The 17,743-nt window shown below is 29.8% G+C and carries 18 protein-coding genes and 4 tRNA genes; 7 read left to right on the top strand and 15 right to left on the bottom strand.

What is annotated here, in order from left to right; all coding sequences use genetic code 11:
- The first annotated feature begins 3 nt into the window (after nt 1-3).
- Nucleotides 4-873: a hypothetical protein gene (locus AJ939_RS06515; RefSeq protein WP_070275925.1), complete on the top strand. Its 870-nt coding sequence runs from the start codon at nt 4-6 to the stop codon at nt 871-873.
- A gap of 12 nt (nt 874-885) precedes the next feature.
- On the opposite strand, the gene AJ939_RS06510 is transcribed toward AJ939_RS06515, so the two are convergent.
- Genes AJ939_RS06510 through exbB form a run of 3 tightly spaced genes read right to left on the bottom strand, consistent with a single transcriptional unit; the run spans nt 886 to nt 2,373 of the window.
- The gene (locus AJ939_RS06510) at nt 886-1,569 is read right to left on the bottom strand and encodes an energy transducer TonB (protein ID WP_070275926.1); all 684 of its coding nucleotides are present in this window, start codon (nt 1,567-1,569) and stop codon (nt 886-888) included.
- Complete coding sequence (gene exbD, locus AJ939_RS06505) at nt 1,566-1,955, bottom strand: TonB system transport protein ExbD (RefSeq protein WP_053872417.1); 390 nt, start codon at nt 1,953-1,955, stop codon at nt 1,566-1,568. Before exbD ends, AJ939_RS06510 begins: the two co-directional genes overlap by 4 nt.
- A complete protein-coding gene (gene exbB, locus AJ939_RS06500; RefSeq protein ID WP_002851166.1) occupies nt 1,948-2,373 on the bottom strand; it encodes a TonB-system energizer ExbB in 426 nt (141 codons plus the stop codon). Before exbB ends, exbD begins: the two co-directional genes overlap by 8 nt.
- Nucleotides 2,374-2,531: 158 nt before the next feature.
- On the opposite strand from exbB, the gene AJ939_RS06495 reads away from it, so the two are divergent.
- The 4 genes from AJ939_RS06495 (at nt 2,532) to AJ939_RS06480 (ending at nt 6,630) form a co-directional block, all read left to right on the top strand.
- A complete protein-coding gene (locus tag AJ939_RS06495) occupies nt 2,532-3,275 on the top strand; it encodes a DUF4261 domain-containing protein (RefSeq protein WP_070275927.1) in 744 nt (247 codons plus the stop codon).
- Nucleotides 3,276-3,339: 64 nt separating this feature from the next.
- Complete coding sequence (locus tag AJ939_RS06490; protein WP_070248903.1) at nt 3,340-3,756, top strand: PepSY-like domain-containing protein; 417 nt, start codon at nt 3,340-3,342, stop codon at nt 3,754-3,756.
- Between the two features lie 244 nt (nt 3,757-4,000).
- Nucleotides 4,001-5,251, top strand: a complete 1,251-nt coding sequence (locus AJ939_RS06485; RefSeq protein ID WP_070248905.1) for a serine/threonine protein kinase — start codon at nt 4,001-4,003, stop codon at nt 5,249-5,251.
- 14 nt (nt 5,252-5,265) lie between these two features.
- Complete coding sequence (locus AJ939_RS06480) at nt 5,266-6,630, top strand: L-serine ammonia-lyase (RefSeq protein WP_070209909.1); 1,365 nt, start codon at nt 5,266-5,268, stop codon at nt 6,628-6,630.
- A gap of 8 nt (nt 6,631-6,638) precedes the next feature.
- On the opposite strand, the gene AJ939_RS06475 is transcribed toward AJ939_RS06480, so the two are convergent.
- From AJ939_RS06475 to AJ939_RS06445, 7 genes are all read right to left on the bottom strand, one after another.
- On the bottom strand, nt 6,639-7,160 hold the full coding sequence (locus tag AJ939_RS06475; RefSeq protein ID WP_070248907.1) for a hypothetical protein: 522 nt from the start codon (nt 7,158-7,160) through the stop codon (nt 6,639-6,641).
- Nucleotides 7,141-8,151 carry a bifunctional diaminohydroxyphosphoribosylaminopyrimidine deaminase/5-amino-6-(5-phosphoribosylamino)uracil reductase RibD gene (gene ribD / locus AJ939_RS06470; RefSeq protein ID WP_079463153.1) on the bottom strand — a complete coding sequence of 337 codons (1,011 nt, stop codon included), beginning with the start codon at nt 8,149-8,151 and terminating at the stop codon, nt 7,141-7,143. Before ribD ends, AJ939_RS06475 begins: the two co-directional genes overlap by 20 nt.
- Before the next feature lie 203 nt (nt 8,152-8,354).
- Nucleotides 8,355-8,442, bottom strand: a tRNA-Ser gene (locus AJ939_RS06465).
- Nucleotides 8,443-8,463: 21 nt separating this feature from the next.
- A tRNA-Cys gene (locus AJ939_RS06460) sits at nt 8,464-8,537 on the bottom strand.
- A gap of 18 nt (nt 8,538-8,555) precedes the next feature.
- Nucleotides 8,556-8,644: transfer RNA gene (locus AJ939_RS06455), tRNA-Leu, on the bottom strand.
- A gap of 9 nt (nt 8,645-8,653) precedes the next feature.
- Nucleotides 8,654-8,728: transfer RNA gene (locus AJ939_RS06450), tRNA-Gly, on the bottom strand.
- A 71-nt stretch (nt 8,729-8,799) separates the two neighbouring features.
- Nucleotides 8,800-9,552: a hypothetical protein gene (locus AJ939_RS06445; protein WP_070275928.1), complete on the bottom strand. Its 753-nt coding sequence runs from the start codon at nt 9,550-9,552 to the stop codon at nt 8,800-8,802.
- 72 nt (nt 9,553-9,624) lie between these two features.
- Between AJ939_RS06445 and mutY the strand changes: the two genes are divergently transcribed.
- Nucleotides 9,625-10,644: an A/G-specific adenine glycosylase gene (mutY, locus tag AJ939_RS06440; protein ID WP_070275929.1), complete on the top strand. Its 1,020-nt coding sequence runs from the start codon at nt 9,625-9,627 to the stop codon at nt 10,642-10,644.
- Here mutY and AJ939_RS06435 read toward each other — a convergent pair.
- Entirely contained in the window at nt 10,630-11,889 is a 1,260-nt protein-coding gene (locus tag AJ939_RS06435; protein ID WP_002851199.1) for an MFS transporter, read from the bottom strand. The genes mutY and AJ939_RS06435 overlap by 15 nt on opposite strands.
- A gap of 165 nt (nt 11,890-12,054) precedes the next feature.
- On the opposite strand from AJ939_RS06435, the gene AJ939_RS06430 reads away from it, so the two are divergent.
- Nucleotides 12,055-12,912: a radical SAM/SPASM domain-containing protein gene (locus AJ939_RS06430; protein ID WP_070275930.1), complete on the top strand. Its 858-nt coding sequence runs from the start codon at nt 12,055-12,057 to the stop codon at nt 12,910-12,912.
- On the opposite strand, the gene AJ939_RS06425 is transcribed toward AJ939_RS06430, so the two are convergent.
- From AJ939_RS06425 to AJ939_RS06410, 4 genes are read right to left on the bottom strand one after another with little or no spacing between them, the layout of a single operon-like run.
- Nucleotides 12,909-13,715 carry an ABC transporter substrate-binding protein gene (locus AJ939_RS06425; RefSeq protein ID WP_002881816.1) on the bottom strand — a complete coding sequence of 269 codons (807 nt, stop codon included), beginning with the start codon at nt 13,713-13,715 and terminating at the stop codon, nt 12,909-12,911. The two genes, AJ939_RS06430 and AJ939_RS06425, sit on opposite strands and share 4 nt — an antisense overlap.
- Entirely contained in the window at nt 13,712-14,488 is a 777-nt protein-coding gene (locus AJ939_RS06420; RefSeq protein WP_002871290.1) for an ABC transporter ATP-binding protein, read from the bottom strand. The genes AJ939_RS06425 and AJ939_RS06420 overlap by 4 nt, the downstream gene beginning before the upstream one ends.
- On the bottom strand, nt 14,488-15,474 hold the full coding sequence (locus AJ939_RS06415) for a FecCD family ABC transporter permease (protein WP_052858799.1): 987 nt from the start codon (nt 15,472-15,474) through the stop codon (nt 14,488-14,490). The genes AJ939_RS06420 and AJ939_RS06415 overlap by 1 nt, the downstream gene beginning before the upstream one ends.
- Nucleotides 15,449-17,572, bottom strand: a complete 2,124-nt coding sequence (locus AJ939_RS06410; protein ID WP_070275931.1) for a TonB-dependent receptor — start codon at nt 17,570-17,572, stop codon at nt 15,449-15,451. The genes AJ939_RS06415 and AJ939_RS06410 overlap by 26 nt, the downstream gene beginning before the upstream one ends.
- Between the last annotated feature and the right edge of the window lie 171 nt (nt 17,573-17,743).

Raw genomic sequence — 17,743 nt, 5'->3', positions numbered from 1 at the left:
ATAATGAAAATCGATACTTCTGCTAGTTTAACCCATTCTTTAACTAATAATGTTGATAAAAAAGAGCTTAGCGTATTAAAAAAAGAAGATCAAGATAAAATTCCCGTGCAAGATCTTTCGAGTTTAAATAGCGATGGTGTTAAGGTTGTTTTTGAAAATAAGCAAGGTGAACTTATAGCTTTAAATTTAAGCGATGAAAATTATAGTAGTTTGCAAAAAAATTTTGGTTCTTATACGAATTATGTTGCTAGAAATGATGGTAGCATAAGGCTTAATGGCGAAGCAAACCAATTTGTTTCAAATTGGTTTGAAAGTGTAAAAGATAATTTTGGTTCTTTAAATTCAAATTTAAATAATAAACAACAAAGTGTAAAATTAAATTTTAATACAAGTACCCTTCAACAAAGTATGCAAAATTTAGGCTTTAAAACAAGCGATGAAAAAATATCTGATGATGCAAATATAGAAGAAAAATTAAATTTTTTTATTGATAAAGATGTAAATAAAGATGGTAAAGTTGATGATAGTGATGTTAAAGAACCTAGCATGAGAGAAATTTTAAGTGACATTAAAGAGGCATCAGGTGGTGGAGCTAGTGCTATGAAAACCATAGATCCGCAAAAAATCAATAAAAAAGATGATAAGGAAAGTAATATCAAAGAAAAAGAAGACGAAGATTTGCTTCAAAAAGCCCAAGAAAAAGGTTTAAGTGCTTTAAGTGCTGATGAGCAGGCAAAGCTTGAGGCTAGTAATCCTGAAGAATTTGAAAAACTGAAGCAAAAATCTTTGCAAGAATTAAGTCAGAATTTAAGTAAAGATTTTCAAAATAAAATTGAAAATCAAGAAACACAAATTGTAGATAAGAGAGTGTAGCAAATTATAATTTTACCCTCTTAAGATTTTAAAATCATATATAATAGGTAGTGTAATTCTTAAATCCCCGTTATAGTGTGGAAAATTTAAAGAAGCTTTTTTTATGCTTTCTAAAGCACTTTTATCTAACAAATCATATCCTGAGCTTTCTATGATTTTTAAATCTGTTAAAGTTTTATTTTCTTTCCATAAAAATTCTACTTTTACAGTTCCTTGCATACGCATTTTTTTTGCTTGCCTTGGATAAAATTGTGCTTGTTGTATAGCTTTTTGGATTTCTTTTAATACAGGGTGATTATCTTTTCCTTGTGTTAATTGGGTGATTTTAGGTTTGACATTTGTATCAGTTGTTTTTGTAAAAGTTTTAACTTCTTGAGTTGGTGCTATTGGGGTTTTATTTGGTATTGGGTGTGGAGGTGTTTTTTTTATCTTTTTTTGAATTTTTTCAGGAGTTTTTTTAATAACTTTTGGCTGAGGTTTTGGTTTGATGGGTTCTATAATGGATTCTGTTGGTTTAGTCTCATTTGTTGGATTAGTTTGGGTAAATTGTTTTATTGCTAAAGAAAAAGAATCTTCATTTTCAATTTCCATTTTAAAAAAGTCATTTGAGTGAAAAATGACAAAAAGTAAAGGTATAAAGACTATAAAAGTTATATAAGAAGCTTGGTATTTATGATTTAAAAATAAAGTTTTCATTTGTTTTTCTCAGTAAGAATTTGAAAATTTTCATGTTCTTTGGCTTTTAAAAAATCTATAATTTTTACAAAACTTTCAAATTTAGCATTTTTATCGCTTTTTAGTTCTACTATGGTTTTTTTATCAAGCGAAAAAATAGCATTTTTAACTTCATTTAAATCAGCTAATTTATCATTTAAATAAAAAGTATTTTTTTCATCTATGGCTATAAGAAGTTTTTTTTCATTATTACTTATATTGGTAGCATTTTCACTTGAAGGAAGTGAGATTTGAATTTTTCCATGCGCAATAAAGGTTGAAATACTAAGTACTATAGCAAGCAAAACAAGCATAATGTCTATAAATGGAACTATATTTAAACCTTCATTTTTTGGTAGTTTAAGCATTTTTATTTGCCTTATAAGCATTGCTTAAGAGGGAAACTTTTCTAAGTAAGGCATTATAAGCCATTAAAGCAGGAATAGCAACCAAAAGTCCCAAGGCTGTAGCTTTAAGAGCTAAAGAAAGTCCTACGACTATAGATTTGACATCTATATTGCCCGCTAAGCCCATTTCGTAAAATGTAACCATGATGCCTATTACAGTGCCTAAAAGTCCTATATAAGGGGCATTGGAATAGATGATATATATAGTGGTTAAATTTTCACTAATCGCATCATCAAATTGCTCTTGATTCTCATAATTTTTAAAGTTAATTTTTCTAAAAAATAGCATTCTTTCTACAACACACCAAAAAGCTATAAATGCCATAATTCCTAGAATTAAAAAGATAATTAAATCGATGTAATCTTTTAGAAATTCCACATTTTTCTCCAAAAATATACTTACTAAATTTTAGAAGATTATACTATATAAAAAATAAATTTATAATTAATATCAATTATCATAATTTTTAAGAAATTCTTGTTTATAGTTTTTATTTTTATTAGGTTATAATTTATAAAAATTTAATAGGGTTTAACATGACTATAGATTTAAATCACAATTTTACCTCTTTTGTTCTTCTTGATGAAGTTGATTTTAATTTTTCGGAATTAAAAAGCATTTTAGAAGATAAATTTAATATAAAAATAGCTGATGAAAATTTTACCAAAGAGGGCGTGATTTTTTTATATGAAAATATGTTGGTTACTCTAAATTTGATTAAAAATCCTATACCTAATCACGAAGCAGAATACTATGCAAATTTTAATTTTATGTGGAAAGATGCCTTAGAGCAAACTAAAAAACATAAAGCTCATCTTCTTATAGCGGTGTTAAGTCAAGATCAAAGCAAATTAGAACAAGCTAAAATGTTTACGAAAATTGCAGCTTTATGTTTGGATAATAAACATGCTTTAGGTTTTTATACAGGTGCAGTTGTTTTAGAGCCCAGTTTTTATATAGAAAATGCAAAAATGTTAGATGATAATCGCTTGCTGGTATATAATTGGATATATGTTAGTGTTTATCCTAGTGAAAATGGAGTCAATGCTTATACTTGTGGGCTTAGAAATTTTGATAAATTAGAACTTGAAGTTTGTGATTTAAACATAGAAGAAAAAGAACTTTTCTTTTGTATTTATGATATTGTTTTACATATTTTAACTTATGATATTAATCTAAAAGATAAAGATATTTTAAAATTTGAAGATGGAAAAGAAATAAAATTTATAAAAAGTCAAGGCATAAGTGTTGAGAACGAAATCTTGAAAATTATTTTTTAAGTTTCACATTCACTTCACAGTTCTGAGTTAAACTTTCGCCAACCAAAACACAAAAGGAGAAATTATGAAAGCAAAATTAACTTTACTTGCTTTGTTGGGCGCTACGGTGCTTTTAGCTAAAGATATGGTTGTTCCTGCTAGCGAACTTCCAAATAATGCCAAAGAATTTATTTCTAAAAATTTTAAAACCGCTCAAATTGGTTTAGTGAAAAAAGATATAGATTCTTATGATGTAATTTTAAATGATGGAACTGAAATTGATTTTACGATCAATGGAGATTGGAAAGAAGTTGATGGAAAATATAAGGCTTTACCGCATACTATTTTACCTAGTGTTATGAAAAAAGTGAGTGCAACTCAACCAAATGCTCAAATTATTGAAATAGATAAAGAAATTAATAGTTATAAATTTAAGTTTAATAATAACATGAAAGTTTATACGGATATGCAAGGAAATGTCCTAGGTCAAAAATTAGATTAATTTTTGAAAATTTAACCTTCTTAATTTGGAAGCATAGTCTTCCAAATTTTTATTTTTTGATTGTAAAACCCAAAATATATTTAGTTTTAAAATAATACTTTATTGATACAAGTGATTGTTTTTTTATAAAATTAAATTTACAAAATGTTACATAAAATTTAAAATATTTTTTAAAAAAAATAATTATTTATAAATATTTTGCTAAAATAAAAGAGATATAATCTTACAATTTTAAGGAAGAATAATGAATACTCCTAAATGGACTAGTCACGATACAAGGTGGGTTTTATCTCTTTTTGGAACAGCTATTGGAGCCGGTGTACTTTTGTTACCTATTAGTGCTGGGCTTGGTGGATTGATACCTTTGTTAGTTATACTTGTTTTAGCTTTTCCTATGACTTACTTAGCTCATAGAAATTTATGTCGCTTTGTGCTTTCAAGTTCTAATCCAAAAGATGATATTACTTTTGTTGCAGAAGGTTATTTTGGCAAGGGTGGTGGATTTTTAATTACGCTTTTGTATTTTTTTGCTATTTTGCCCATTTTATTGGTTTATAGTGCTAATCTTACAACAACTTTACTTGAATTTTTAGTCAATCAGTTTAATTTCAATGCAGATCTTACTCATGCTGCTCGTTGGTGGGTGAGTTTTTTGATTGTTGGAGTTTTGGTTTTGATTTCTATTCTTGGTGAAAATGTTGTGACAAAAGCAATGAGTTTTCTTGTTTTTCCTTTTATTATATTTTTATTTATTTTTTCATTGCTTTTAATTCCACAATGGAATTCATCATTATTTACAAATGCCGATTTTTCTGTAATTTCAACAAGTAATTTTTGGGTTACTTTATGGCTTGTTATTCCTGTGATGGTATTTAGTTTTAATCACTCTCCTATTATTTCTTCGCTTGCTTGTTATTGTAAAAAAGAATATGGTGATTATGCTGAACCTCGCGCTAGAAAAATTATTTCTTTGGCAGTTATTCTTATGGTTTTTGTTGTAATGTTTTTTGTTTTTTCTTGTGCTTTAACTTTTACACCAGAAGATTTTGCATCAGCAAAAGATCAAAATATCAATATTCTTACCTTTATAGCAAATAAATTTCCTGAAGTTTCTTTGCTGACTTATGTTGGGCCTATTGTTGCACTTGTGGCCATTAGTAAAAGTTTCTTAGGACATTATCTTGGTTCTCAAGAAGGCTTAAATGGCATTTTATATAAAGCAAGTAATGGTAAAATTCAAGGTAAATTCGCTCAAACTTTAACAGCGATCATTACCTTTGCTATCGCTTGGCTTGTTGCGTATAAAAATCCAAGTGTTATAGGAATTATTGAGGCTATTGGTGGTCCTGTTTTGGCTATTTTGCTTTTCTTGATGCCACTTTATTGTATTTATCGTTTTGATATTTTGGCAAGATTTCGTAATAAATTTTTAGATCTTTTTATTTTGGTAATGGGAATAGTTGCAATTTCTGCTGCAATTCACAATCTTTTATAAATTAAGGATAAAAAATGAGTAATTTAAGCATTTTTAAAATAGGTGTCGGTCCTTCTTCTTCTCATACTTTAGGGCCTATGCTTGCTGGAAATTTATTTTGTAAAAAAGTTGCTAAAAAGCTTGATGAAATTGATAGAGTTGAAGTCATTCTTTATGGTTCTTTGTCATTAACAGGTAAAGGACACTTGAGTGATAAGGCTGTAATTTGGGGGTTAAATGGTCTAGAAGCTAAAAATTTAAGCGCGGCAATACAAGATGAAGTAAATAAAAATGCTATTGAAAATGCTCAAATTGATTTTTGTGGAGAGAAAAAACTTTGTTTTAATTATGAAAAAGATTTGATATTTTCCAAAGATTTTTTACCTTTACATGAGAATGGTATGAAGATTAAAGCTTATGATTGTAAAGGCGGGTTAGTTGATGAAGAAACTTATTATTCTGTAGGTGGAGGCTTTGTTTTAACAGCTGCACAATTAGAAAAAAAAGGTAAAAATTCCAACCAAAATAAAAAGAAAAAACTAGATATAGAGCTTAACAATGCAAAAGAAGCTTTAGAGCTTTGCGATAAAAGAGATTGGGATTTAGCAGAGCTTTCTTATCGTTATGAATTGCAATTTCACACTAAAGAGGAAATTCGTGCTTATTGTCTTGAAATTTGGGAAATAATGCAAGAAGTGTATTATAATGGTACACATCCAAATGAAGATTATTTGCCTGGAAAACTTCATTTAAAGCGTAGAGCTAAAGGACTTAAAGAAAGAGTGGCGATGACAGCTGATCCTATGGGCATTATCGATTTTATTTCTTTATATGCTATTGCGATTGCTGAAGAAAATGCTAGCGGAGCAAAAGTTGTAACCGCGCCAACAAATGGAGCATGTGCTGTTATCCCTGCTGTTATGCTTTATCTTAAAAATCATACTATAGGTTTTAGTGATGAAAAGGCTATAGAGTTTTTATTAACAGCAATGCTTATAGGTTCTTTTTATAAGAAAAATGCAAGTATTAGCGGAGCAGAAGCAGGTTGTCAAGCAGAAATTGGTAGTGCTAGTTCGATGGCAGCTGCGGCTATGGCAACAGTTTTAGGGGCTAATGCTTTTAAAGCATGCAACGCTGCTGAAATGGCAATGGAGCATCATCTAGGTTTAACTTGCGATCCAGTTGCAGGGCTTGTGCAAATTCCTTGTATAGAAAGAAATGCCTTTGGAGCTATTAAGGCCATAAGTGCTGCTAGAATGGCAATGACACGTAAATCTACTCCTATGGTAAGCCTTGATGAGGTTATAGAAACCATGTATGAAACAGGAAAAGATATGAATTATAAGTACAAAGAAACTTCTTTAGGTGGTCTTGCTACAAATTTAAAAACAGTATGCTAAAGTGTTTTTTACACTTTAGTGTATTTTTTCATTCTTTGATTTAAAAATTCTTTCATTTCTTCTTTGGAAAAACTTTTAAGAATACGAATTTGCTTAAAAAGCAAGCCAAGATTGATTGCTCCCATCACTAAAAGCAATAAGCAAATCATTAAAAAAACAAGATCTATGGCTCCAAATTCATTAATCATAGCCAAACTTGCAAAAAATATGCTCGCTAATAATAAAAAAAATAAAAGCAATATTTGTTTTAATTTTGCTTCATTAAAATTATCGCAATTTTGAGTGAAATTTCTAAAAAGTATGATCTTTTTACCCAAATTTGAAATTAAAATTTCATCATTTTCTTTAAATAAGCCTTCTTTTAAACTTTGATAAAAAAAGATTTCATTGTTTAAATTTAAATTATCTTTGTAGCTTGATAAGGTGTAGTCTTTGTAAAAAAAGGATTTTAATTCATTTTTCTTTTCTATTTTAAATAATCTTAAATCATTTCTCGCATAAAAAAACCCACTAAAGTTCATAAATGCCATAAGTATCACTCCCTAAAAAATTTCTATAAAGTGGCTTGAAATTTAAAGGTATTGTAACATTTTTTTCATCATTTAAACTTGAACTTTGGAAAATCAAAAACATATCTATTTCATCTTTAAAGATTTTGAGAAAATTTTCTCCACCCTCATACATTAAAAATTTAGCTTCACTTGGAATTTGGGTATAAATTTGGCGGTTTGGAACTTTAAATAAAGGGATATTTTTATCAAAATTATCTATATTTTGACGGCTTAAGATACAAAGATTAGGCGCTTTTGCTTTGCAAAGCCTAGCATCTAGTATAGGATGATCTTTTCTTATGGTTTCTCCGCCGACTACAAGCAAATCAATCACCGCTCTAATTTTATGTGCATAAGTGCGACTTAGCTCATTGCTTACGATTTTGCCAAAAGGCGAGCCATTCATAGAAAGGGCTAATTTAAAAAGTTTAAATTGCCCTTTTTGCCATTTTAAAAAAGGTTTTAAAAGTTTTTTTCCTTCTTCTTTAAGTATGTCAAATTCAACCTCTATGCCTTGTTTTTTTAAAAATTCAGCCCCACCACTTGCGATTTTATTTTCATCTTTAACGCTGATGAAAATTTTTTTAAAACCTAGCTCGCTAAAGAGTTTTGCGCAAGGAGGCGTTTTTCCTTGATGAGAGCAAGGCTCAAGTGTGACAAAAGCTATGCTATCTTTAAATACACCTTGATGGTTTTTGCAAATAAACTCATGTAAAGCGTTTGCTTCTTTAGGCAATGAAATTTCAGGTCTTAAACTTTTAAAAGCATGAGTTATGGCATTAAGTTCTGCATGAGCTAATCCAGCTTTTTCATGAGCTTTTATGGCTAAAATTTTTCCATTTTTATCTAAGATTACACAGCCTACAGCCGGATTCGGATAGGTTAAAAACTGATATTTCCAAGCCTCATTTAAAGCTAAATTCATATAAAATTCTTTCATTTGCCTGCCTTGTATTTTAAAATTTGACATATTTTTAAAATTTTATATTTTTGTTTTAAGATAATAAATTCTAAATTTTCCATTTTATTTCTTATTTTTAGTTATATTAGTCATAGTTTTTCTAAGTTTTTTAGGATATAACAAAAATAGTAAGACCGAAGTATTATTTTTCATTTGTAGCATCCTTTATAATTTCAGGAATGATATAAGCTTGATAAACTAGAAAGTCTTGGTGGCCGGGAGAAAGGGATTCGAACCCCTGGAGGTGTGACCCTCAACGGTTTTCAAGACCGCCGCTTTCGACCACTCAGCCATCTCCCGATAAAGTAAAGTTTTGCCTTTTGGAGGCGACATCCGGATTCGAACCGGAGATCAAGGCTTTGCAGGCCCATGCCTTACCGCTTGGCTATGTCGCCCTGATAATGTTGAAAAAGTGGTGCCCGAGGCCGGACTTGAACCGGCACGGAAGAAAAATTCCGAGGGATTTTAAGTCCCTTGTGTCTACCAATTCCACCACCCGGGCGGGTGATTATGGAGCGGGAAACGAGATTCGAACTCGCGACCCCAACCTTGGCAAGGTTGTGCTCTACCCCTGAGCTATTCCCGCATAAATTTCTGAAAGAATTGAAGATAAAAGTATAGCAAAATAAACTTAAAAGGAGTTTATTTTGCCTTAAGTTATTTGCAAATAAATAAAGCTTTCGCGCTTAAAATTTGTTCTTTTTCGCTGATAATTGGAGATGAAAGTTCTATATTGTCAGATTTTGCATTTAACATTCTAGGTGCGATATTGGCATTTGTATTTACTTGTAAATTTTTCAATACACAAGTTTTATTAAGATCTAAAGAGTAAGTTTTTTCATATTTGTATGATGTTTTTAAAAGCTCTTTGTAGAGATTTTCTTTGTTGTTGTTTAGTGTATCTTTTGAAAATCTTGTTTGTATGGCTGGTGTTGAAACGCTGATGAAATTATTTTTAGCTATGATAGAATTGATGTCATTTAAAAGCTTGTTAAAATCTGCAAGTCGGTTTTCTTTAAATTCACATTCTAAATTCGCATCAAATCTTTGACCTTTTGGAGTTTGTATACCATCTTTATAGGAAAAATTAGGCTCTAAAGAAAAACTTCCTCCGCTACAAAAATTTTCTTTTTTTGAGCGTTCTAAAATTTGATTGAAAGTATTTGTGATTTCGGCTTTTTCACTATTATCTAATGTGATTTTTGAGCTTAAATTTTCATTTGCCCAAAAATTAATATTTGCATATAAAATATCGGGTTTTAGCGTATTGCTTACTTCTATATTTCTTGAAAAATATAAATCATGATTAGAGTCTTTTTTGCCTAAAAATTCTACATTAAAAACTACTCCTGCAACAAAAAGTAATAAACATAAAAAACCTATACCTAAACCTTTAAAAAAAGCTAACATGGATATCCTTAATAATTTAATTTGAGCTAATTTTAGCAAAAAATTTTAAAATTTTTTGTTATACTCTCATTTATGCAAAAAAAAGAGCTTGAAAAACTACAAGAAAATTTACTTCTTTGGTATGAAAAAAATGGACGCAAAACTTTGCCTTGGCGTAATTTACAAAGTCAAAATTGTGATGAAAATTTAAAGCATATTGATAGAGCTTATGGGGTTTATATCAGCGAAATTATGCTTCAACAAACTCAAGTTAAATCAGTTTTAGAAAGGTTTTATTTTCCCTTTTTGCAAAAATTTCCTACTTTGCAAAGTTTAGCTAAAGCCAATGAAAATGAGCTTTTAAAGGCTTGGCAAGGGCTTGGTTACTATACTCGTGCTAGAAATTTAAAAAAGGTAGCCTTAGAATGCGTGGATAAGTTTGAAGCTAAATTACCCAAAGAAGTTGAGGATCTAAAAAAATTAAGCGGTATAGGAGCTTATACAGCAGGCGCTATAGCTTGTTTTGGCTATGATCAAAAAGTTTCTTTTGTTGATGGTAATATACGCCGTGTGTTTTCTCGTCTTTTTGCTTTGGAAAATCCTAGTATGAAAGAACTTGAAAAAAGAGCTAAAGAGCTTTTAAATTTAAATCATGCCTTTGATCATAACCAAGCTTTGCTTGATATAGGGGCTTTGGTTTGTGTGAGTAAAAATGCAAAGTGTGGAATTTGTCCTTTGTATGATTTTTGTCAAGGTAAATTTAATACAGAGTTTTATCCAAGAGTTAAAAAAATACTTTATGAGAGTTTAAATTTAAATCTTTTTTTGTTTGAATTTAATAAAAAATTTGCGATACAGAAAAGCCAAGATAAGCTTTATAAGGGTATGTATAATTTTCCTTTTTTTAAAGAAGGAGAGTATAAACTTTCTAAAGATATGAGTTTTATAGGGGAGTTTAAGCACGGCTATACTAAGTATAAACTTCATATCAAGGTTTATCATCAAATTTTAAACAATGAAAATAAAAATTATGAATTTAAAACCTTAAAAGAGTTAGAAAGTACCGCGCTTTCGGCACTTTCTTTAAAAGCGTTAAAATTAATTAAGCTCTGATTTTTTAGGCAAGCATAAAGTAGCTATAAGCATGATGATTGTAAAAATAGCTATATAGATAAAAAAGCCATTTTCTATACCTGCATTTTTAAATTGTAAAGCAACCCAAGGAGCAGATCCTCCAAAAACAGCATTTGAAATAGCATAACCTAAACCTGTCCCTAAAGCTCTTACATGTTCAGGAAAAAGTTTTGCTTTAAAAATCCCAGCAACTGAAGTATAAAAACTTAAAATAACAAACAATAATACCACCAACATAAATGTCAAAGAAGGATTATTTTGTGCGTTATTGGCTATAAGTGAAAAAATAGGATAAATTCCTACCAATGCCAAAATACAAAATACAATTAAAGATCGTTTGTGACCTATTTTATCTCCTATATATCCAAAAAGAGGTTGAATGATCATTAGTATAAATAAAGCACCTAAGAAAAGATTATTAACAAGCATTTTATCCATACCCGTATTTTCCATAAAAGTTTTAGTATAAGTTGTAATAGTATAAAAAGCTAAAGAACCTCCAGAAGTAACCCCAAGTACCATTAAAAAAGGTTTCCAAGATTTGCATAATGCCTTTAAAGTACCACGATCTTCATGCTGGTGAAGTTTTGTAGCACTTTCATTCATCATTTTTCTTACAAAAAGCGAGCCTAGTGCTAAAATTCCGCCTATTACAAAAAGTATTCTCCAAGCATAATCTTTCATATCATCAATGCTAAAAAATAAAAACATTATACTAATGCTTGCAACGGCCAAAAGTTGACCACCTATTAGGGTTACATACTGAAAAGATGAGTAAAAACCGCGTTTTCCTTCCGTAGCAAGTTCTGAAAGATAAGTAGCTGCTATGCCATACTCCCCGCCTACACTAAGACCTTGAATAAGTCTTGCTATTAAAAGCAAGATAATAGCAAGATCGCCCACTGTATCTTTGCTTGGTAAGGCTGCTATCATAAAAGAGCCTAAAGCCATTAAAACCACTGATATAACCATAGATTTTTTACGACCTACTTTATCAGCTAAAGAGCCAAAAAGCCAAGAGCCTATAGGACGCATAAAAAATCCTGCTGCAAAAACCCCAAAGGCATTGATTTGCTGGATAACAGGATTATCTGAAGTTGAAAAAGTATGAGCAAAATAAGTTGCTGTAAAAGCATAGATATAAAAATCAAACCACTCTACTAAATTTCCGCTACTTGCAGCAATAATAGAGCGAATTTTTTTCGTGCGAGTAAGCTCTTGCATAAACCCTTCCTTAATTTTAGATTTTTATTTAAGTATAGTGTGATTTTTGTTTAATATATTTAAAAATAAAGAAGAGAAATAAAAAAGATAAAAATATCGATAAAAATGTTACATATTTTAATAAATTTCATAAATTTTGGTAAAATGTTTACTCTAGGAAATATAATGAAATTTAAAAAAATATATATAGAATTAAGCGATATTTGTGGTTTAAAATGTGATTTTTGTCCTTCTCAAAAAGGAATTCGCGGGGTAATGAGTGAAGAAAAATTTCAAAACTTAGCTTATGAAATTTCTAATAAAGCTGAGCTTTTTACCTTTCATCTTTTGGGTGATCCTTTGCTTTTACCTAATTTGGAAAATTATCTAAAAATCGCAAAAGGTGAAGCTATGAAACTTGAAATCACTACAAGTGGCTTTTATCTAAATTCTAAAAATCAAGCTTTATTGTTAGGGTATGAGAATATCCATCAAATCAATATTTCTTTAATGTCTTTTTTAAGTCAAAGCAAAATTTCTTTAGAACAGTATTTTAAGCCTATTTTAGAACTTTGCAAAAAGCATTTAGAGCAAAAAAGCCTTTCTTTTATCAATCTAAGACTTTGGAATTTAGATGCTAATTTTAAAGCACCTAAGTCAAATTTAAAAATTTATGAGTTTTTAGCTAAAGAATTTGAAGTTAAGATCGATACAAACTTAAGTAAAAATCGCTTGCAAAGACATATTTTGCTTCATCAAAATAAACTTTTTAAATGGCCAAATTTAAAAGACAAACCCCTTTATAAAAAAGGAAAATGTCATGCTTTAAAAGAGCAAATTGGGATTTTAAGTGATGGAAGTTTAGTGCCTTGCTGTTTGGATGCTAAAGCAGATATTAACTTGGGAAATGTTTTTGAAAATAACTTTGATAAGCTTTTTAAATCACCGCGTATAAAGATGATGAAAAAAGCTTTTGAAGAAGATAAACGCATAGAAAAACTTTGTCAAACTTGTGAATTTTTTAAAGCAAGATTGGGTGATTAAAAATTGTTATTTTCTAGCTTTGTTTTAAATTCTTGAATTCTATCTATTATCTTAGGACTAAGACGTAATAATATATGTGTATCTTTGTTAAAATAAATACTTCCTGTTTTAACTGCTTTGGTATTTTTCAATAAAGCATTTGTATCTAAAAGGTTGTTTTTAGCATTAATTCCAAGAATGAGTATGTCTGGATTTTGTTTCAGTATATATTCTGCTGATATAACAGGTCTTGAAATTTGACTTTGCGGGCTTAAATTTTTAATCCCTATAAGTCTTAAAATATCAGCTATTAAAGAATTATCATTAAAGGCCATTAAAGGGTTACTAGAATAAAGATAAATCGCACTTTTATTTAGGGGTTTATCGCTTAATTTTTTTAAATTTTGGGTAAATTCTTGTTTTAAAAGCTCTGCTTCTTTTTCTTTTTTGGTGATTTGGCCTAAGGTTGTGATATTTTTTGTTATATCTTCTAAACGCTCGGCTTTTAAATTGATACTTTTGATACCAAAATTTTTAAGTCCTTCTTCTAAATTTAAAGAATAAGAGCTTAAAATCACCAAACTTGGTTTTAATGCTACTATTTTTTCAAGCGAAGGATTTGAAAAAGTGCCTACACTTGTAAGTTTTGAGGTTTGATCTTTAGGATAGATATTTGAGTGTTGTAAAGTGGCAATGCCTACGATTTGATCTTCAGCCTTAAGCATAAAAAGGGTTTCTATGCTTGCAGGATCAAGCACTACAAGGCGTTCTTTTGCATTTAGTGTGATTAAAAACAAACTCATAATAATTAAAATTTTTTTCATTTTTTCTCCTTTAAAGCTAAAATATAAGGTTTAGAATTTTTATAAATAATCTCGCAGTTTAAATCATAAATTTCTTTTAAAATTTCTTGAGTAAAAAGCTCTTTGCTCGTTCCAAAATACTTTATCTCCCCTTCTTTTAAAAAAAGGATTTTATCGCAGAACATAGAAGCTAAATTTAAATCATGCAAGATAGAAACAACGGCTATATTTTTTTCTTTAACTAGTTTTTCGCAAAGAGTTAAAAGCTCTATAGCATAGTTTAAATCAAGGGCTGAAGTGGGTTCATCTAAAAAAAGAATTTTTGGCTTTTTAAGCAAAGCTCTTGCCAAAAGCATTCTTTGAAATTCACCCCCACTTAAAGAAAGTATGCTTCTTTCTAGAAAATTTTCAAGTCTTAAATCCTTAGCAAATTCTTTAATTTCTAAAATATCTTCTTTAGAATAAGAACTAAAAGCGTGTTTTAAATTTGCATATTTGCTCATTAAAAGCACATCGATGACTTTTAAAGGGGTGTTTAATTCTGATTTTTGAGGCACAAAGCCGCAAATTTTGGCAAATTCTTTAAGAGAAAAATCTTTGATATTTGTATTAAAAAGACTTATCTCTCCTTTATTTGGACTTAAATTTTTAAGTATAAGTTTTAAAAGAGTGCTTTTGCCCGAGCCATTTGGCCCTAAAATTCCTATAAAAGCCTGATTTTTAAGTTCTAAATGAATGTTTTTTAGTAAATCTTTTTGGTGATAAGCAAAGCTTAAATCTTGTATTTTTAGCATTATAAAAATCTCCTAGCGCTTAAAGCCAAGTATAAAAAAATAGGAGCTCCAAAAAATGCAGTTAGGATTCCAATCGGAATTTGCACAGGGGCTAAAAGAGTTCTTGCTAAAGTATCACAAATAAGTAAAAATAATCCTCCAAATGCTGTACATAAAGGGATAACTAAGGCATTATCATAATTTTTAAGCAAAAGTCTTATGGTATGAGGAATGATGAGCCCAACAAAGCCTATAAGTCCGCTAAAAGCAACCGCAAAAGATACAGCCAAGGATGAAACAATGAGTAAATTTATCTTTAATTTTTGAGCATTTACCCCTAGATTTCTAGCTTCATCATCTCCGCTTAAAAGTATGTTTAATTCGTTTTTATGAGCGTAAAAATAAAACAAACAAAAAATTAAAGGCAAGATTAAAATTCCCACACGAAACCAAGAAGCATTGCCTATATTTCCCATAAGCCAAGCGACTATTTTAAAAGAATCCTCGCCTATAAGATAGGTGAAAAAAGAAGTAAAAGCTCCTAAAAAAGATGAAGCTGCTATGCCGATAATGAGTAAAGTTGCTATAGAAGCTTTAGAAGAAATTTTAAAAACTCCTAGGGCAAAAAAGGCAGAGCAAACAAAACCTAAAATTCCATAATAATAATCATTCAATTTTAACAAATACGCCAAAACCGCTCCAAAGGTTGCTGCAGAAGCTATACCTATAATATAAGGATCGGCTATAGGATTTGAAAATACATTTTGAGTGATAGCCCCACTACTAGCTAAAAGCATACCGATTAAAATCGCCATTATAATGCGTGGCAAGCGTCCATCTATGATGATTTGTCTTAAAATTTCATCTTGGCTAAAGATATATGAAAAAAGTTCTTTTGGGTTTAAATTCTCATCTCCTAAGCAAAGTGCTGTAAAAGAAGCGATTATATAAGCTACAAAAAGCCCTATAATCACTAAAATTTTAGAATGCGTATTTAAATTCAACATAGTAGTTTCTGCCATTCCCAACTAGGTATTGATCATTTATACTGTCTTGGTATGTGTAGTATCTTTTATCGAAAAGATTGCGAATTCCTGCTAAAATTTGTAATTTTTTATAATTATATTTCATACCAATATCTGTTAAAAAATAATCCCTTATCCAAGAATTTTTAGACATTTTTCCTGTATTTTCATCTATAGTTCCACCATCTTTTGCTCTAGAAAAATAGGTTAAATCAATAAAATTTGAGAAATTTTTATTCCAAGCGTATTCGAGCCCAGCTGTGGCTTTGATTTTTGAAACATAAGGAATTCTCATGCCGTCATTAACACCTTTAGAAATTTTAGCATCAAGATAAGTTAGACTTTCTCTAAGGATTAAATCATCATCTAAAAAATTTTGACTCAGACTTAATTCTACTCCTAAACGGCGAGTTTGATCTATATTATAATATTGCCAAAATCCTCCACCTGTTGCGTGAGGGTTTCCAAGATAAGAAATTTCATCTTTGCTTAGGGTGTAAAATAAAGTTAGATTAAAGCCGTAAAAATCCCACCAAAAATCATCAATTCCTAGTTCAAAAGTATCAAAGATCTCAGGATTTAAATTTGCAGAATAATACTTTTGAGTTTTTTGATCCTTATTGACAAATTGTGCTGGACTTGGAGAGACAAAACCTCTTTCGTATTTGATATAAAGCTTTCCTGTGTCTGAGTATTTAAAATTTGGAGTGATTTCAAAGGCGAAGTTATGACTTGTATCATCGGTTGAAAAAAGCTCTGGAGTGCTTGGTCTAGGAACGCTTGATATAATCATATTGCTAGTGTAATTTCTATTTGTGTCATAAAGACTATATTCATATCTTGCTCCACCTGAAATACTAAAAATATCATTAAATTCATGAGAATCAAGAGCGAAAATAGAATGGCTTTGTTTATCCATATCCATAAGCGTTGTCATGGTGTGACTCATTTGAAAACTAGGACTATTTACATCATAATGAATAATACTTGTTCTTTTTGCATCATGGTTTGCAAATTCATAACCAAAAATAAAATAAGAATTATTTGCATAATTTAGTTTGTTTTTTAAACTTATCCCTGTAAGCGTGTCTTCAAAACCACTTCCATTTTGATATACAGGGACGCTTAGCCCCATAGAGCTCATTTCAGAAACATCTTTTAGATAGTTGATCTTTTGATTTTGCCAAAAAGCTTCTAGGTTAAATTCCCATATATCATCAAAATAGTAATGATAATCCAAAGAAATTTCAGGGCGATTGATTTGTGTGATATTGTCACTATTGCCTTTTTGAGTTGGATCGCTTTGAGCTTGTGCTTTTGTTAGATAGCCACTGCTGGTATTTTTGCTTTTAAAATAATTATACCCCAAAGTTAAATCGCTATTATCATTGATATCAATATAGGTTTTTGTGTTGATAAAATAACCTTTTTCATTATAACCTTCTTGATATCCATCAAGGTTAAAACTTTGTATATCAAAGCTAAAAGCTAAATTTTCATTTATTTGTTTGGCGCCATTGATACCTAAATTTCCACCTATTCCACCATGATCATAAGCACTGCTTTTTAAATTTATAGCAAAAGCATCTGATTTTTGTTTTTTTGTAATGATATTAATCACGCCCCCTCTAGTACCACTTCCATAAAGCACAGATCCACCCCCAGGTATGATTTCTATGCGTTCTACATTATCTAAATTGATACTATCTAGCGGGGTTACACCATGGGAATTATCAAGAACATTAATAGCACGTCCATCGATCATAACTTTTACAGCTATATTGGATTTATCTCCTTGTCCACGCATATCTATATTGCGTCCAAGTCCAAAATTTACAAAGCTAATACCCGAAATTCTTTCTAAGGCTTGTTCTAAGGAAACATAACCTTTATTTTGCAGATCTTTGCCTTCTATGCTGATTACATTGCGTAAATTTGAGTCCGCATCTTGCTCAAAACCTGTTGCACTAACAACAACTTTTTGTAGATTGATGGCTTCATTTGATTCTTGTGCATTTAAATTAGTTATTAGTAATAATGCAAATAAAGATAATTTAAAAGCTTTTTTATTTGGGTGCAAATTTTACTCCTTAAATAAAATAAATAATGATAATTTATATCATAATAATTTAGAACGAAATTTATCCTTTATTAACTTAATTTAGTATAAATTTTTGTTAAAATAGATAATTTTTATATTTTAAGTTATTTTTAATTTGATAATTGATACCATTTTTTTTAATATTTTATT

Source organism: Campylobacter sp. BCW_6889 (genome assembly GCF_001762535.1).
Taxonomy (GTDB): Bacteria; Campylobacterota; Campylobacteria; order Campylobacterales; family Campylobacteraceae; genus Campylobacter_D; species Campylobacter_D jejuni.
The sequence above is the reverse complement of the archived record's forward strand: the minus strand, read 5'-3'. Positions and strand labels throughout refer to the sequence as shown.

Excerpts from the sequence above, each read along its gene's own strand:
- AJ939_RS06415 (WP_052858799.1), bottom strand. The coding sequence starts at position 15,474 with ATGTTGAATTTAAATACGCATTCTAAAATTTTAGTGATTATAGGGCTT.
- AJ939_RS06425 (WP_002881816.1), bottom strand. The coding sequence starts at position 13,715 with ATGAAAAAAATTTTAATTATTATGAGTTTGTTTTTAATCACACTAAAT.
- AJ939_RS06510 (WP_070275926.1), bottom strand. The coding sequence starts at position 1,569 with ATGAAAACTTTATTTTTAAATCATAAATACCAAGCTTCTTATATAACT.
- AJ939_RS06480 (WP_070209909.1), top strand. The coding sequence starts at position 5,266 with ATGAGTAATTTAAGCATTTTTAAAATAGGTGTCGGTCCTTCTTCTTCT.
- AJ939_RS06515 (WP_070275925.1), top strand. The coding sequence starts at position 4 with ATGAAAATCGATACTTCTGCTAGTTTAACCCATTCTTTAACTAATAAT.
- exbD (WP_053872417.1), bottom strand. The coding sequence starts at position 1,955 with ATGCTTAAACTACCAAAAAATGAAGGTTTAAATATAGTTCCATTTATA.
- AJ939_RS06420 (WP_002871290.1), bottom strand. The coding sequence starts at position 14,488 with ATGCTAAAAATACAAGATTTAAGCTTTGCTTATCACCAAAAAGATTTA.
- AJ939_RS06435 (WP_002851199.1), bottom strand. The coding sequence starts at position 11,889 with ATGCAAGAGCTTACTCGCACGAAAAAAATTCGCTCTATTATTGCTGCA.
- ribD (WP_079463153.1), bottom strand. The coding sequence starts at position 8,151 with ATGTCAAATTTTAAAATACAAGGCAGGCAAATGAAAGAATTTTATATG.
- AJ939_RS06445 (WP_070275928.1), bottom strand. The coding sequence starts at position 9,552 with ATGTTAGCTTTTTTTAAAGGTTTAGGTATAGGTTTTTTATGTTTATTA.
- AJ939_RS06485 (WP_070248905.1), top strand. The coding sequence starts at position 4,001 with ATGAATACTCCTAAATGGACTAGTCACGATACAAGGTGGGTTTTATCT.
- AJ939_RS06490 (WP_070248903.1), top strand. The coding sequence starts at position 3,340 with ATGAAAGCAAAATTAACTTTACTTGCTTTGTTGGGCGCTACGGTGCTT.
- AJ939_RS06430 (WP_070275930.1), top strand. The coding sequence starts at position 12,055 with ATGAAATTTAAAAAAATATATATAGAATTAAGCGATATTTGTGGTTTA.
- mutY (WP_070275929.1), top strand. The coding sequence starts at position 9,625 with ATGCAAAAAAAAGAGCTTGAAAAACTACAAGAAAATTTACTTCTTTGG.
- AJ939_RS06495 (WP_070275927.1), top strand. The coding sequence starts at position 2,532 with ATGACTATAGATTTAAATCACAATTTTACCTCTTTTGTTCTTCTTGAT.
- AJ939_RS06475 (WP_070248907.1), bottom strand. The coding sequence starts at position 7,160 with ATGGCATTTATGAACTTTAGTGGGTTTTTTTATGCGAGAAATGATTTA.